Source organism: Demequina sp. (assembly GCF_049841215.1).
GTDB lineage: Bacteria > Actinomycetota > Actinomycetes > Actinomycetales > Demequinaceae > Demequina.
This window is the reverse complement of record NZ_JASGEO010000014.1, coordinates 93,401-108,615: the sequence shown is the minus strand read 5'-3', so window position 1 is coordinate 108,615 and position 15,215 is coordinate 93,401. Positions and strand designations below refer to the sequence as shown.

The window sequence follows — 15,215 nt, the reverse complement described above, 5'->3', positions numbered from 1 at the left end:
CCACCCCCATCACTGGTCTTCCTTGTCCAGCTCAATGGCCTTCTGCATGACCTTCTTGGCGATGGGGGCGGCGATCTTGCCACCCGTGGCCTCGGAGCCCATGGAGCCACCGTTCTCGACGATGACCGCCACCGCAACCACTGGGTTCTCCGCGGGAGCGAAACCTACGAACCACGCGTGCGGGGCGGCGCCCGTTCCGGTCTCCGCCGTGCCGGTCTTTCCCGCAACCGTGACTCCGGGAATCTGGGCGGCCTTACCCGTGCCGTTCTCCACCACCGAGATCATCATCTGCGTGAGCTGGCTGGACTCGTTGACCGTGAGCGGGTTTCCGTACAGCTCTGGCGAGGTGCGATCGATGACGCTGAGGTCGCTCGCCCGCGCGGTGTCGACGAGGTACGGCGTCATGAGGCGCCCGTTGTTGGCGATCGCGGCCGTCACCATCGCCATCTGCATGGGGGTGGCGCGCACGTCGAACTGGCCGATGGAGCTCATCGCCACTTGGGCGTCATCCGGGTCAAGCGGCAAGCGAGACGGCGTCACCACGAGCGGCACGCGGAACGTGTCCGTCCAGCCAAACTCGATGGCCTTGTCGCGCACCGCATCCCACCCAAGCGTCATGCCGAGGTCCGCGAACGCCGTGTTGCAGCTCACCGTGAGGGCGGCCTCAAGGGTGATCTGCTCGCTCTTGCCACAGCTCTCGCCGCCGTAGTTCTGGATGGACTTGGTGGAGCCGGGCAACGGGAGCTCGTCTGGCGCGTAGACGGTCGAGTCCGGCGAGTAGCCGGCGTCGAGAGCGGCAGCCGCCACGATCAGCTTGAACGTGGATCCCGGCGGGTAGGTGTCTCCCGCGATCGCGCGGTTCACGAGCGGGCCGTCTGGATCCTCGTTGAGCTCTGCGTACGCGTCGTTGACCTCTTGCGTGTCATGGCTGGCAAGCAGCGCCGGGTCAAACGTGGGGCTCGTGACCATCGCGAGGATCTTGCCCGTCTTGGGGTCCAGCGCAACGACGGCGCCCTTCTGATCGCCGAGCGCCTCCGCGGCGGTCTGCTGCAATGCGGCGCGCAGGGTCAGCTCGATCGAGGCGCCCTGCTGCTCGCGGCCAGAGAAGAGATCCTGGAGTCGGTTCCAGAACAGCGCGTCCGACGTTCCAGCGAGCAGCGAGTTCTCCGTCTGCTCAAGGGCCGTCTTGCCGAACACGATCGAGTAGTAGCCCGTTGCGGAGGCGTAGAGCTCGCCGTTTGTGTACGTGCGCTGGAAGTTGAAGGGATCGTCGACGGGCTTGGAGAACACCACGGATTCGCCGTCCACCACGAACGGGCCGCGGAAGTTGCCAAACTCCCGGTACAGGGTGCGCACATTGCGCGAGTCCGCGTTGAGCGAGGAAGCCGTAAGGACCTGAATCCAGCTCGCGGCGATCATGAGCGCGAGGAACATGACGAGGATGACAACGCTGAGGCGGCGCACGGGCTCATTCATGCGGTCACCTCCTGAGGTCTTCGCGCCTGATCCGAGATGCGCAGCAACAGGGCCACGATGAGCCAGTTCGCGATCATCGCCGAACCGCCATAGGCAAGGAACGGGGTGGCGAGGCCCGTGAGCGGGATCACCCGCATCACGCCGCCAACCACGATGAACGTCTGCAGCGCGATCGTGAAGCCGAGGCCGGCCGCCATGAGTTTGCCAAAGCCATCGCGCACGCCGATCGCGGTGCGCATCGCGCGCTGCACGATGATCACGTAGAGCATGAGGATCGCGAGCAGGCCCGTGAGCCCCAACTCCTCGCCGAGCGACGGGATGATGAAGTCGGAGTACGCGTACGGGACCAGGTCCGGCCTGCCCTCACCAAGGCCCGTGCCGAACAGCCCCCCGGAGGCCATGCCGAACAGTCCGCGCACCAACTGCTCCGATTGGCCAGAGGAGTACACGTCCGGGTCAAGGGCGTGCAACCACGCGGTGTAGCGGCTGCGCACGTGCCCAAAGACGGTGCCGGCGAAGGCGGCACCAAGCAGGAACAGGCCAACACCGAGCACCACCCAACTGGTGCGGCGAGTGGCCACGTAGAGCATGCCGACGAAGATGCCGAAGAGCAGCAGCGAGGTGCCGAGGTCGCGCTCAAATACCTGCACCGCGATGGCCGCCGCCCACACCACAAGCAACGGACCCATGTCTCGCGCGCGCGGAAACCGGATGCCGAGGATCTTGGGGCCAGCCACCGCGAGGGTGTCGCGATTGGTCTGCAAATACCCCGCGAAGAAGATGACGAACGCGATCTTGGCGAACTCTCCTGGCTGCAACGAACGGCCAAACAGGCCGATCCAGATGCGCGCGCCGTTGATCTCGCGCCCGAGCCCCGGAATGAGCGGAAGGATCAGGCCAACAAGGCCCAACACTCCCGCCGTGTAGGTGAACCTCCGCAGCACGCGATAGTCCCGCAACACCAGAACGGTGACGATGCACACGGCCGCGCCGATGAGTACCCACATGGACTGCGTCTCACCAAAGTGCGTGGGCTTTCCGCGAGCCGCCCACGCGAAGTCGATGCGGCGAATCATCGCGAGCCCAACCCCCGTGAGCGCGGCCGCAGCGGGCACGATCACTGGGTCAGCGTCGGGCGCCCACCTGCGCAAGGCGACGTGAATGGCCAGCAGCACCCCCACCACAATGGCCGTGTACCAGAGCATCTGGGAGATGACGAGCACGTCCGCGTGATAGTCAACGAGGCCGCGGGCGGCCACCGCGATGAGCGCGGCGAGTGCCAGCAGCATGGCCTCGGAGCCACGCCCGCGGTGATACCTGACGGTGGAGACGGTGGCCACTAGACCCCCGCCTGCAGGCCCGCGATGACGGCGCGAGCCTCTTCCACTCCGCTCACTCTGATGGTGGCCTCGATGCGATCCCGCGCGTAGGGCTGGAGGCTGTCGAGCGCGATGTCCGTATCCTCAAGAACGGTGGACAGCTCAACCGGCCCCACTTCGCCGGGAACGCCGCGGTAGATCGCGACCACGCCGTCGTGCTCGCCGATGAAGTACTGGTTCTGGGTCCACGCGTACGCACCCCACGCGGCGGCCGCGAGGGCGATGATGACCGCGATCGTGAGGCCCCAACCACGCCAGCGTTCCCAGAAGCTCCCCCAACGGGAGACGTCTTCTTCCTCGTCCTCAGCGCTCGCTTCGGTGAGCTTTGCTGCCCGTGCGGCAGGGGTGTCGGCGGCGCCCGACGGCCGGTGTCGGTCGAGCGCGGCGGCCCCCACCACTTGGGCGGCGGTGGACGGGCCGACACCATCGGGGGCCTCGTCGATGTCCACGATGTCGCCGATGATGCACGTGACGTTGTCGGGGGCGCCCGCGGCGAGTGCGAGGGCGACGAGGGCGTCCGCACAGTCGCCAGGATCCTCCACCTCGAGCATCGTCGTGTGAATGGTGTCGCGGCTCACGACGCCGCTGAGGCCATCCGAGCAGACCATCCAGCGGTCGCCCGGCTTGGTCTCACGCACGGAAATGTCCACGGGCACGTTGGCGTCGATGTCGCCGAGCACACGCAGGATCAAGTTGCGCTTCGGGTGATTCTCCGCGTCCGCCACCGAGAGCCGGCCGGTGTCCACGAGGTGCTGCACGAACGTGTGATCGCTCGTCACCTGATCCAGCGTTCCCTGGCGCAGCAAGTACGCGCGGGAGTCGCCAATGTGCGCCATCGCAAGCGTTGATCCAGAGCGCAGCAAGGCGGTGACCGTGGTGCCGAGGCCGCTCAGTTCCGGGTCGTTGCGGGCGCGGCCAACGATCTGGGCATGGGCCTCCGAGATGGCGGTCTTGAGCTCGTCGAGGGCCTCGTCTGGGCCTAGAGCCTCCTCGTCGAGCGCCGCGAGGCGGCCCACGGCGATCGACGAGGCGATGTCGCCGCCCGCGGCCCCGCCCATGCCGTCGGCCACAAGAAGCAGGTGCGGGCCCGCGTAGCCGGAGTCTTGGTTGTTGGCGCGAGTAAGCCCAACATCAGTGCGGGCCGCGTAGTGGAAGGCGAGGAACGTCACTGGGCAAGCTCCACCGTGGTCGCTCCAATGCGGACTTGGTCGCCGCGCCGCAGCGGCACGGGGTCGGTGACGCGCTGGTTGCCAAGGAAAGTGCCGTTGGTGGAGCCGAGGTCCTCGACCTTCCACCCGCCGGCCTCAAAGAAGATGCGGCAGTGGCGGGCGGACGCGTAGTCGTCGTCGATCACGAGCGTGCACGTGGGCGCGCGGCCGATAAGCACGGGCGCCGAACCAAGCGGCAGCGTGGTGCCCTTAAGCGGGCCCGAGGAGACGTGAAGGCGAGCGGGCGTGGCCTCGTCTTGCGGCCTTACCCCCGTGCCGCCCCTGGTGGGCGCGGCGGTTTTCTCAGCCACAGCGTCGGGCTGTGCCTTGGCTTTGCGGCCGCGACCGCGAGCGGTGACGCGCGTGCCGTACAGGTCCGCGCGCAACACGCCAATCGAGCTCAGCACCAAGAGCCACAGCAGTACCAGGAATCCGAGCCGCAGCAGGGTGACGGAGAGTTGGCTCACGCTCTAGTCCTCGTCCGCCAGCACGGCGTCCCAATACATGATGGGCGTGCGGCCGATGCGAATCGCGTTGCCATCTACAAGTGTGACCTCGGTGATGCGTTGCTCTTCGACGAACGTGCCGTTGGTGGAGCCGAGGTCCGTGAGGATGGTGCCGTCTGGCGTGACCTCAAAGCGGATGTGGCGGCGGCTCACGCCGTTGTCGTCCACGACGATGTCCGCCTCTGTGCCGCGGCCAATCACCGTGCTGGCGCCCGTGAGGTTGTAGCGCTGGCCGTCGATCTCGAGGAGGGGGAAGCGGGAGAGGGGGTCTGGGCTCGTGGCGGGCGCTACGGGGCCGCGTGTGGTGCGGCTCGTGACGGCGTAGCGCCCCGTGGCGAGCGACTCATCCTCTTGGAACTCCACGTCCACGGCGCCAACGAAGGCGTATCGCAGGCTGCGTGCATGATCCTCGAGAGAGTCTTGGAGCTCGTGCGCGAGCGCCTCGTCCCCCCAGCTCGTCACGGTCTCGTAGTCCGTGGGCGACAGGGACACGATGTATTCATTGGGGGCCACCGTGCGGTTGCGGTCAACGGCCGCGGCGCGGGCGTCGCATTCGCGCTTCACCGCCGCCGCGAGCTCCACGGGCTTGACCCCGGACTTGAAGGTCTTGGCAAACGCGTTCTGCATCGCGTTCTCCACGCCCTTTTCGAACCGGTCCAGCACGCCCATCCCTCCATCGTATAGGGGGGTTCCAGCGTGCTATCGTTATCCCTCGCGCGCGAGTGGCGGAACGGCAGACGCGCTGGCTTCAGGTGCCAGTGTCCGAAAGGGCGTGGGGGTTCAAATCCCCCCTCGCGCACTAGGGAAGGCCCCCAGGGAACTGGGGGCCTTTTTCATGCCCGGGGCGTTCCTGCCTGTCGCCGTTGCTACCCGTGAACTTCGTGCCGGCGGCCTTGTGCCCGTGGCCTTCCTGCCCGACGCAGTGGCGAGGTTGCGCGCTTGGGCGGCCCCAGCGTCGGGCAGGGTGCGTCCTGGCGGTAAGCATCGCGTCCTAAAGGCCGTATGCGACGCGGTCCTTACCGCAGGGGTGCAAGCGGTGCCCCGGGCGCCTTGCTGCCCGCGGCCTTCGTACCGGCGGCCTCCGTGCCCGACGCTGTGGCGAGGTTGCGCGCTTGGGTGGCCCCAGCGTCGGGCGAGATGCGTCCTGGCGGTAAGCATCGCGTCCGAAAGGCCGTATGCGACGCGGTCCTTACCGCAGGGGTGCAAGCGGTGTCCCCGGCGCCGCGCACTTACGGCGCCTCGCACTCAGGGCGCCGTGACAGTGGAAGGATGGCCCCATGGGGACCACGAGGCGGGCGCTGTGGCGCGCAAGGTGACCGGCAAGCGACGCGCGGTCCTCTTGGGGATCGCAGTCGTATTCGCGATCATGACGGTGCTGCAGCTGTGGTCGCTTGTGGCGCCCACGCCAGCGGTGGACAAGGTCGCGCACGCTGCGTTCATCCTCTTCTTTCCGCTGCTTGCCCTCGTGGTGGTGTTGCAGATCAAGAAGGATTCCGCGAACTAGGCCGCGAGCTCTCTCACCCAGCGCGTGCCCTGCGGCGCGAACCCCATGCGGCGCAAGTACACCTCGTCGGTGGCGTCCGTCTCCTCGACCTCGAGGGTGCGGAAGCCGGCGTCCGCGAGCGCGTGGGACTCGCGATAGACGAACTCACCCGGCGTGAAGTCGCGGAAGGTGGGCTTGACCCAGTCCAGTTCCACCACGCCAACGCCCGCTCCCTCTTGGCGCAAGGCGACCACGCCCACGTTCTCGTCCCCGCGCACCACGAGGAACGCCGATCGCGCACGCGCAGAAGCGGGGTCCGCCACGAAGTCCGGCTGAACCTTGGCGATGTCCTGACTGTGAGTGGCAAGGACATGTTGAAGGAAGGCGTCGCCGGGCGCCACGGGGATGACTTTGTAGACCGCGTCATCGTGGCGCTCGCGAGTGAGCTTCCAGATCCACACCGCGTCGATGATCGCGATCGCGAGGTTCATCGCGAAGAACGGCCACAGCTCGATGGCGAGGTTGTAGATCGTGGCGATGACCGAGCCCGCGAAGTTCATCCACCGGAATCGCAGCACTCTGGCCACCATGAGCGACCACACGACGAGGATGGAGCCGAGCCATCCGAAGGCAACGAACCACAGTTGTTCTGTCATGCGCCCCACATTAGGCGCGGGGCAGGCGCAGCGCCCGGGCTACTCCCACGCGAAGCGGTTGGTGCCCGCCATGGGGTCGTCATTACGGCGGCGGCGGTGCCCCTCAGCGACCACGGCGTCGATGCGCTCTGTCTCGCTTTCGTGGCGCCTGCGCGAGGAGATGATCGCGGCCCACAGCCCGCCAAGCCCAAGGGCGACGAACTGGGCGAGGATGACGAGCGGCTCCGGGGGGCGACCAACGTCGCCGCAGTACCCATCGACGCGATCCCCGCAGTTGATGGCGCTCAACAGCGCGATGAACACGATGCCGCAGACCAGGAATACCGCGAGCACCGCGCGGCCCACCCACAGCGACCTCGCCTCGTGTTCCCTGCGGGCGCGCAGCACCTCGGCGCCATGCTCGCTTAGCAGGTACGGCTTGTTACGGGCAAAGAGTTCATTGAGTTGGGCGCGAGACCACAGCAGCGTGCCTAGGCCCGCGAGGAAGAACACGGGCCACAACAGCGCGAGGCCAGGGCGCTCCCACGCCACGATCTGACCGATGACGAGTGCGAGCCCACACCCGGTGGCCACGGTGCCGCCAAGCGACACCGCGCGCACCAGCTCGAGGCGCGCGGGGTCCTGGTACGTCAGCGGCGACATGCCGCCAGGCTAGTGGCCGCCCGCCGCGATGAAGACCAGCGCACCGAGGATTGTGGCGGCCACCACACCAAAGCACGCGTAGGCGCCTGCCTTGTACATGGTGGCTGCACGCCCAGCCTGACGCGACGACGAGTCGAGGGCGCGCACACCAATCGCGTAGAGCGCAGGCATTCCCGCACCGATGAGGATGCCGAACGCGACGATGTTCGCAAGGGCTCCCCACTCCACATATCCGCTCATGGTGACCTCCTACTTCTTCTTCGCCGGCTTCTTTGTCTTGGGCCGCGACTTCTTAGTCGCGGCCTTCGCCTTGGCCTTCTTCTTGGCGGTGGCCGCCTTCTTGACCGAGCCCTTCTTGGCCTGCTTCTTCGCCTGCTGCGTCTTGGACTTCTTCTTAAGCTTCTTGGGCACAGGCGCGGGCTTGTGCTTGCGCTTGCGCGGCGGCTTGGGCACGCGCATGAGGCGCGGGTTGTGCATGGTGAGCGACTCCGCGAGGATCGCCTCTTGGTCCTCCTTGGGGTCCCAGTCGTCGTTGACGTTGTGGGCGCTCACCGGTTGCTTGCGGGACAGGATGTAGATGAAGGTCGACGTCGCGGCGAGGATGCCGAACACCACGAACGGGCCAACGGTGTGCCCAAAGAGCTCGCCGATTCCGTAGCACAGACCACCAACGGCGGCCGCGGCGGGAACCGTGACGAGCCACGCCACAAACATCTTGCGAGCCACGGACCACTGCACCTTGGCGCGGCGGCCAACGCCCGTGCCGAGGATGGATCCCGTGGCCACGTGAGTGGTGGACAGCGAGTAGCCAAAGTGGCTCGAGAGCAGAATCACCGAAGCCGACGACATGTCAGCCGACATTCCCTGGCGCGAGTCGAGGCGCACCAGGCCCTTGCCCAAGGTGCGAATCACGCGCCAGCCGCCCATGTACGTGCCCAAAGCCATCGCGAGCGCACACGAGACGATGACCCAGGGCGGAACCCCAGCGTCGGGCGCTACTACCCCGGCCGCAATGAGCGCAAGGAGGATGATGCCCATGGTCTTCTGCGCGTCGTTGGTGCCGTGCGCGAGGGCCATGAGCGAGGCGGAGCCGATTTGGCCCCAGCGGAACGACTGATCGTTGTGCTTTTGCGAGACGCGGCGAGTCACGCGCGTCACGAGCCACGTGCCGATGCTGCCAACGAGGATCGCGATCACCGGGGCGAGCAGGGCCGGGAGCAGCACCTTTGCCACAAGGCCGGACCAGATGACGCCCTGCGTGCCCGCGGCGGCGAGCACCGCGCCAACCACGCCGCCAACGAGCGCGTGCGAAGAACTGGATGGCAGCCGTACGAGCCACGTGATGAGATTCCAGATGATGCCGCCCGCGAGGCCGGCAAGCACAACGCCAAGCGTGACCACCGTGGAATCGACGATGCCCTTGGCGATAGTCGCCGCGACCGTGAGCGACAAGAACGCGCCCACGAGGTTGAGGATCGCGCACAGCAGCACGGCCTGCTTGGGTTTGAGGGCGCGCGTGGCGATGGAGGGTGCCATCGCGTTGCCGGTGTCGTGGAAGCCGTTCGTGAAGTCGAAGACGAGGGCCGTCACCACGACAAGCGCCAGCAGGGCGGTTTCAGTCACGGCGTCAATTGTGAAGCATGTTTGGGAGTCTTGCGTCCCCTAAAGGTCATGCGCGCCAGATGCGGTCCAGGTAGTCGCGGATGGAACGGTCGGAGCTGAAGAAGCCGGAACGCGCCACGTTGAGGATCGCTGAGCGCGTCCATCCGTCCTGGTCCTTCCACGCCTCGTCGACGCGCGCCTGCGCGTCCACGTAGGCGCGGAAGTCTGCGAGCGCCATGAAGCGGTCGCGCTCCACGAGGCTCGCGAACACGGAGGATACGGCGCCATCACGCGCCCCACCCGTGAATGCCCCGGAGTGCAGCAAGTTGAGCGCGTTGCGGAGGTCCTCGTCTTGCTCGTAGAAGTCGCCGGGCTTGTAGCCCTTGGACTGCAGCGCCTCGACGTCGGGCTCCGCCATGCCGAACAGGAAGAAGTTGTCGTCGCCGACGAGCTTGCGGATCTCGACGTTGGCGCCGTCATCGGTGCCGATGGTGAGCGCGCCGTTGAGCGCAAACTTCATGTTGCCCGTGCCCGAGGCCTCCTTGCCCGCGAGCGAGATCTGCTCGCTGAGGTCGGCGGCGGGGATGAGCGTTTCCGCGAGAGTGACGTTGTAGTTGGCAGGGAAGGCCACCTTGAGGCGGCCCTTGAGCGCGGCATCCGCGTTGATCGTGGCGCCCACGGCGTTGATCAGGTAGATGGTCTCCTTCGCACGCACGTAGCCGGGAGCGGCCTTGGCGCCAAACACGAACGTGCGCGGGGTGACGTCCTCGAGCGCCACCTTGCCGGTGGTGATCTTCTCGTACAGCGAGATGATGTGCAGCAGCTTGAGGGACTGGCGCTTGTACTCGTGGAGGCGCTTGACCATCGCGTCCACCATGCCGTCCTGGGCAAGTTCCAGGCCGTCGCGCGCCCTCAACACCGTGGCGAAGCGCTCGCGGTTTGCGGACTTGATCGCGGCGAAGCGCTCGCGGAACTCCTCGTTGTCGGCGAAGGCCTCGAGGCCCTGGAGGCGCTCAAGGTTGGTGAGCCAGCCGTCGCCGATCGCCTCGGTGATGAGCTGCGAGAGGCCGGGGTTGGCCATGCGAACAAAGCGCCGCGGTGTCACGCCGTTGGTGACGTTGGTGAACTTCTCCGGATACATCTGAGCGAAGTCCTTGAGCACCTTGTCGCGCAGCAGTTCGCTGTGGAGCTCGGCAACGCCGTTGACCTTGAAGCCCGCCACCGTCGCGAGGAACGCCATGCGCACGGAGCGCACGGGCTCCTCCGCGATGATCGACATGTGCCGCTCGCGCAACACGTCGCCGGGGAAGCGGTCGCGGACGTCGTCGAGGAACTCGTCGTTGATGCGGTAGATGATCTCGAGGTGCCGCGGGAGCAGACGCCCAAGCAGGTCAACGGGCCACACCTCTAGCGCCTCTGGCAGCAGCGTGTGGCACGTGTAGGCGAATACCTGTTGCGTCACGGCCCAGGCCTCATCCCACGCCCAGCCGCGCTCGTCCACGAGGATGCGCATGAGTTCCGGCACCGCGATCACGGGGTGCGTGTCGTTGAGCTGGAACGTGATGCGCTCGGGGAGCTTGTGGAGGTCGTAGCCCTCTGGGAGCACCTTGTTGATGAAGTCGCTCAGCGAGCACGCCACGAAGAAGTACTGCTGCTGCAGGCGAAGCTCCTTGCCCTGCGGGGTGGAGTCCTCGGGGTAGAGCACCTTCGAGATGTTCTCCGCTTGGGTCTGCGCGGCAACGGCGTCGGCATAGTCGCCCGAGTTGAAGATCTTGAGGTCGAACTCCTGGGTGGCGCGGGCGCTCCACAGGCGCAGCGTGTTGACGCGGCCGTTGCGGTAGCCGGGAACCATGTAGTTGTACGGAACGCCGTTGACGTCCCACTCCGGCACCCACTTGCGTGCGCCGTTCTTGGCACCGGGCACGTCCTCCACGTGGCCGCCGAAGTGCACCTTTACGGCGTTCTCCGGGTGCGGAAGCTCCCACGGGGAACCAAGGCGTAGCCAGTCGTCGGGGTCTTCCACCTGGCGGCCATCCTCGAAGCGCTGCTTGAAGATGCCGTACTCGTAGCGGATGCCATAGCCGATGGACTGAATGTCCATGGTGGCCAACGAGTCGATGAAGCACGCGGCGAGGCGGCCAAGGCCACCGTTGCCAAGGCCCGGCTCGATTTCCGCGTCGCGCAGGTCATCGAGGTTGATGCCGAGGCCCGCGAGCGAATCGCGAGCGATGTCCTCGAGGTCCGCGGCCAGCAGGTTGTTGTCGAGCTGACGGCCAAGCAAGAACTCCGCCGACATGTACGCGACCGTCTTTGACTGGCGCTGCGCCTGGTTGCGGCTCGTCTCGAGCCAGCGCGTCATGAGATACGCGCGCACCGTGCGCGCAAGCGCGAGGTACTTGTCGTTCGTGGACGCCCTGTCGAGGTCCACGCCCTGCCCAAAGTTCACCTCCCGCAAGAACTCGCGGGTGAAACTGTCGACGGTGTACTCGCGCGCGGCGACGGGAAGCATGCTCACCCGGTCAATGTAACCGTTTTCACCTGGGACCCGCGACGATGTTGCCTAGATTTAACAATTGCCAAGCCCGCCCGACGCTGCGGCGAGGTGCGCGCTCGGGTCACCACAGCGTCGGCCCGGCTTGGTAGCCGCGCCCCTAGACTTGCCCGCATGCGCGGCATCATTCTTGCGGGCGGTTCGGGGACGCGGCTGCACCCGATCACGCAGGGGATCTCGAAGCAGCTGACCCCCGTGTACGACAAGCCGCTCGTGTACTACCCGCTGTCTACGCTCATGCTCGCGGGCATCCGCGACATCCTCGTCATCTCCACGCCGCATGACCTGCCGCAGTTTGAGCGGCTGCTTGGCGACGGCTCGCAGTTTGGAATCTCGCTCACCTACGCGGTGCAGCCCGAGCCGAACGGGCTGGCGCAGGCCTTCGTCATTGGAGCCGAGCACATTGGAGAACAGCCGGCCGCGCTCGTCCTTGGCGACAACCTCTTCTACGGCCCTGGCCTCGGCCTCAATCTTGAGCGCTTCAGCAACGTGGACGGCGCGGTGGTCTTCGCCTACCGCGTCGCCGATCCCACCGCGTATGGCGTGGTGGAGTTTGGCGCCGACGGCCGCGCGCTCTCGCTCGAGGAGAAGCCCGCTTCGCCCCGCTCGGAGTTCGCCGTTCCCGGCCTGTACTTCTACGACAACTCGGTGGTGGCGCGCGCCCGCGACCTTGCCCCCTCGGCGCGCGGCGAGTACGAGATCACCGACGTCAACCGCACCTACCTCGATGAGCGCAAGCTGCAGGTGGAGGTGCTGCCGCGCGGCACCGCCTGGCTCGACACTGGCACGTTTGATTCGCTGCTCGAGGCGAGCCAGTTTGTGCAGACCGTGGAGAAGCGCCAGGGCCTCAAGATTGGGTCTCCGGAGGAGATCGCGTGGAGGCGCGGTTGGCTCAGCGATGCCGAACTCGCCTCGATCGCGGGCGGCCTCGCAAAGTCCGGTTACGGCGACTACCTGTTGGGCTTGTTGGAGAGGGAACGCAAGTGAAGGTGCTGGTAACCGGCGGGGCCGGGTTCATTGGCGCCAACTTTGTGCGGCTAACGCTGGCAACGCGGCCCGACGCTGAGATCACCGTTCTCGACAACCTCACCTATGCGGGAAACCAGGCTTCGTTGCCACCAGAGGTGGCGTTTGTGAAGGGGGACGTCGCCGACGGTGACGTGGTGGACGCCCTGGTGGGAGCGTCGGACCTGGTTGTGCACTTTGCCGCCGAGAGCCACAACGACAACTCTTTGGACGACCCCTCACCGTTTGTCCACACCAACCTGATTGGCACGTTCACGCTGCTTGAGGCGGCGCGGCGGCACAAGACCAGGTACCACCACATCTCGACGGACGAGGTGTACGGGGATCTTCCGCTTGAAGGAGACGCCAAGTTCACGCCGGAGACGCCGTACAACCCGTCGTCGCCGTACTCGTCGACGAAGGCGGGCAGCGATCTCATGGTGCGCGCGTGGGTGCGGTCGTTTGGGGTGGCGGCGACGATCTCGAACTGCTCCAACAACTACGGGCCGTACCAGCACGTGGAGAAGTTCATCCCGCGGCAGATCACCAACGTGCTCGATGGAGTGCGGCCCAAGCTGTATGGGGCGGGTCTCAATGTGCGCGACTGGATTCACGTGGACGACCACAACTCTGGGGTGTGGGCCATCATCGATCGCGGGCGGATCGGCGAGACGTACCTGATTGGCGCCGATGGCGAGGTCAACAACCTCACCGTGGTGCGCACGCTGCTGGAGCTCATGGGCCAGGAGCCGGACGCGTTTGACCACGTCAACGACCGGCCGGGGCACGATCTCCGTTACGCCATTGATGCGTCTCGATTGCGTTCTGAGCTTGGGTGGGAGCCGCAGTACGGCGACTTCCGCTCCGGCCTAGCCGCGACCATCGACTGGTATCGCGAGAACGAGGCCTGGTGGCGGCCGGCGAAGCTCGCGACGGAGCTCAAGTACGAGCGCCTTGGCCGCTGAGGCGGCGCAATGAGCACGCGGATCGATGCGTGGCTGTGGGCGGTGCGCATCTACAAGAGCCGCACGCAGGCCACCGCCGCGTGCCGCGCCGGGCATGTGCGCATCAATGGCGAGAAGGCCAAGGCGTCCACCACGGTGGTCGAGGGGTCAACCGTGGTGGTGCGCGTTGGCGGCCGCGACCGCGTCTTTGAGGTGGTGCACCTGCTCTCGAAGCGCGTTGGCCCCGAGCCCGCGGCTGCCGCATACATTGATCGCACGCCAAAGGAGCTGCCGCGGGACGTCGGGACGCCTGCCTTTGCGACGCGAGACCGCGGCGCTGGGCGGCCCACCAAGCGAGAGCGGCGGCAGATCGATCGCTTGCGCGGCCGCTAACACGGGTTTAGGCACCTCACACCTACCGTTTGCCGCGAACTGGCCCCGTTTAGGCAGCTCAGGGGTAGGCGCCGCTGGTCATGGAGTCTCCCGAGGCTGCGGGTTGACGCTGGTGCGCTGTACCAGTGACCTGCCCAGACGGAGGGATTGTCCGCTGAAAGGTATACGTGAGTTGCCTAAACCGAGGGGGGTGAGGGTTTCGCCGCTTCGATGACCTCGTGCAGCAGCGCGCGATACCCCGCGCCCACGGCCTCCACCGAGTAGCCGCGCGCGCGGATCGCCGCCGCCTCTCCCAGCGCCCGACGCTGGGAAGGGTCCGCGGCCAGCTCGCTGATCGCGGCGGCCAGCACGCCAGCGTCGCCCGGCGGCACGAGCAGCCCGGACTCCCCGGAGACCACGGCCTCGTTGAGCCCGGCGAGGTCCGAGGCGATCACCGCGAGCCCGGACCCCATCGCCTCCAGCATCGCCACGGGCAGCCCGTCCTGATCCCCGGATGCTGCGGGCCGCGACGGGAACACCGCGATGTCCGCATGTCGATAGACCTCGTCGAGCTCTTCGCGGCCCAGCTGACCCGCGAAGGTGACCCGGGCACCAAGCGAGTGCGCTGCCGCCTCAAGCTCGCCGCGAGAAGGCCCGTCGCCCACGATGGTGAGCACGGCGTGGGGCACCGCCTCGAGGGCGCGCAACAGCACGTCAAACCCCTTCTTCTCCACGAGCCGGCCAACGGCGAGCAACCGCACCGGCCCGGAGGCCGGCGCGGGCGTCACCACGGAGAACCGCGCGCCCATCGGCATGACGCGAACATCGCGGGCGCCAAGCGAAGCAGCCCGCGCGGCCATGTCGGAGTTCATAACCGTCACCACCGACGCAGCTGCGGCCACACGCCGCTTAAGCCACCGCGCCACCGCAAAGTTGAGCGCGTAGAGGTCGCCGCCAAGCGTCGTGACAACGAGCGGCACCCGCCGGGACAGCGCGCGCGCGGACACGCCCGCAGGGATCAGCCAATGCGCATGCACAACCGAGGGCCGCACGCGCCGGAACTCGCGGCGCACCGCGAACCACTGGGACGCCCACAAGAACGGCACCTGAATCACCGCACCCCGCGACGCCCGGACGTTTTCGAGGATTGCGCCGTCCGCCACGGTCTCCCAACGCCGCGGGAAGTAGCGGTGGCGCACCACGGCGAGCGGGCCGTCCTGCTCGCGGGAAGGCGCCCCGCGAACCGCAGGTACCAGCACGGTCACCTCAAACGAGGAGGACAGCTCAAGACACAGGTCGCGCACGAACGCGGGGGTGCCGTCGCCCGGCCGGGCGGGGTACGTCGTGGCCACGACGAGCGCGCGCGGGAGGGCCATAGACTGCAATCCAAT

General features: G+C 66.9%; 15 protein-coding genes and 1 tRNA gene. 5 read left to right on the top strand and 11 right to left on the bottom strand.

The features are described from left to right. Positions 1-9: 9 nt before the first annotated feature. The 5 genes from QM618_RS08300 to QM618_RS08280 are packed head-to-tail and all read right to left on the bottom strand — an operon-like array spanning position 10 to position 5,238. Positions 10-1,476, bottom strand: a complete 1,467-nt coding sequence (locus QM618_RS08300; protein ID WP_428096862.1) for a peptidoglycan D,D-transpeptidase FtsI family protein — start codon at positions 1,474-1,476, stop codon at positions 10-12. Next, positions 1,473-2,816 (bottom strand): FtsW/RodA/SpoVE family cell cycle protein, encoded by a 1,344-nt coding sequence (locus QM618_RS08295; RefSeq protein WP_428096859.1) that lies wholly within the window; start codon positions 2,814-2,816, stop codon positions 1,473-1,475. The genes QM618_RS08300 and QM618_RS08295 overlap by 4 nt, the downstream gene beginning before the upstream one ends. Then, entirely contained in the window at positions 2,816-4,024 is a 1,209-nt protein-coding gene (locus tag QM618_RS08290; RefSeq protein WP_428096855.1) for a PP2C family protein-serine/threonine phosphatase, read from the bottom strand. Before QM618_RS08290 ends, QM618_RS08295 begins: the two co-directional genes overlap by 1 nt. Then, entirely contained in the window at positions 4,021-4,530 is a 510-nt protein-coding gene (locus QM618_RS08285) for an FHA domain-containing protein FhaB/FipA (RefSeq protein ID WP_428096850.1), read from the bottom strand. Before QM618_RS08285 ends, QM618_RS08290 begins: the two co-directional genes overlap by 4 nt. A gap of 3 nt (positions 4,531-4,533) precedes the next feature. Continuing rightward, positions 4,534-5,238: an FhaA domain-containing protein gene (locus QM618_RS08280; RefSeq protein ID WP_428096847.1), complete on the bottom strand. Its 705-nt coding sequence runs from the start codon at positions 5,236-5,238 to the stop codon at positions 4,534-4,536. Between the two features lie 47 nt (positions 5,239-5,285). Here QM618_RS08280 and QM618_RS08275 point away from each other — a divergent pair. Both QM618_RS08275 and QM618_RS08270 read left to right on the top strand, forming a co-directional pair. Next, positions 5,286-5,368, top strand: a tRNA-Leu gene (locus QM618_RS08275). Between the two features lie 462 nt (positions 5,369-5,830). Further along, positions 5,831-6,073, top strand: coding sequence for a hypothetical protein (locus QM618_RS08270; protein WP_428096842.1), 243 nt, complete (start codon positions 5,831-5,833; stop codon positions 6,071-6,073). On the opposite strand, the gene QM618_RS08265 is transcribed toward QM618_RS08270, so the two are convergent. Genes QM618_RS08265 through QM618_RS08245 form a run of 5 tightly spaced genes read right to left on the bottom strand, consistent with a single transcriptional unit; the run spans position 6,070 to position 11,461 of the window. Then, positions 6,070-6,708, bottom strand: a complete 639-nt coding sequence (locus QM618_RS08265; RefSeq protein ID WP_428096838.1) for a hypothetical protein — start codon at positions 6,706-6,708, stop codon at positions 6,070-6,072. The two genes, QM618_RS08270 and QM618_RS08265, sit on opposite strands and share 4 nt — an antisense overlap. Before the next feature lie 39 nt (positions 6,709-6,747). Next, entirely contained in the window at positions 6,748-7,350 is a 603-nt protein-coding gene (locus QM618_RS08260; RefSeq protein ID WP_428096835.1) for a hypothetical protein, read from the bottom strand. 9 nt (positions 7,351-7,359) lie between these two features. Further along, the gene (locus tag QM618_RS08255) at positions 7,360-7,590 is read right to left on the bottom strand and encodes a hypothetical protein (RefSeq protein ID WP_428096830.1); all 231 of its coding nucleotides are present in this window, start codon (positions 7,588-7,590) and stop codon (positions 7,360-7,362) included. A 9-nt stretch (positions 7,591-7,599) separates the two neighbouring features. Further along, the gene (locus QM618_RS08250) at positions 7,600-8,973 is read right to left on the bottom strand and encodes an anion permease (protein ID WP_428096826.1); all 1,374 of its coding nucleotides are present in this window, start codon (positions 8,971-8,973) and stop codon (positions 7,600-7,602) included. A gap of 46 nt (positions 8,974-9,019) precedes the next feature. Continuing rightward, positions 9,020-11,461 carry a glycogen/starch/alpha-glucan phosphorylase gene (locus QM618_RS08245; protein WP_428097240.1) on the bottom strand — a complete coding sequence of 814 codons (2,442 nt, stop codon included), beginning with the start codon at positions 11,459-11,461 and terminating at the stop codon, positions 9,020-9,022. A gap of 156 nt (positions 11,462-11,617) precedes the next feature. On the opposite strand from QM618_RS08245, the gene rfbA reads away from it, so the two are divergent. Genes rfbA through QM618_RS08230 form a run of 3 tightly spaced genes read left to right on the top strand, consistent with a single transcriptional unit; the run spans position 11,618 to position 13,845 of the window. Then, entirely contained in the window at positions 11,618-12,490 is an 873-nt protein-coding gene (rfbA, locus tag QM618_RS08240; protein WP_428096823.1) for a glucose-1-phosphate thymidylyltransferase RfbA, read from the top strand. After that, positions 12,487-13,473, top strand: coding sequence for a dTDP-glucose 4,6-dehydratase (gene rfbB / locus QM618_RS08235; RefSeq protein WP_428096819.1), 987 nt, complete (start codon positions 12,487-12,489; stop codon positions 13,471-13,473). The genes rfbA and rfbB overlap by 4 nt, the downstream gene beginning before the upstream one ends. A gap of 9 nt (positions 13,474-13,482) precedes the next feature. Beyond that, positions 13,483-13,845, top strand: coding sequence for an RNA-binding S4 domain-containing protein (locus tag QM618_RS08230; RefSeq protein ID WP_428096816.1), 363 nt, complete (start codon positions 13,483-13,485; stop codon positions 13,843-13,845). A gap of 176 nt (positions 13,846-14,021) precedes the next feature. Here QM618_RS08230 and QM618_RS08225 read toward each other — a convergent pair whose 3' ends face one another. Beyond that, entirely contained in the window at positions 14,022-15,200 is a 1,179-nt protein-coding gene (locus QM618_RS08225; RefSeq protein WP_428096813.1) for a glycosyltransferase, read from the bottom strand. Between the last annotated feature and the right edge of the window lie 15 nt (positions 15,201-15,215).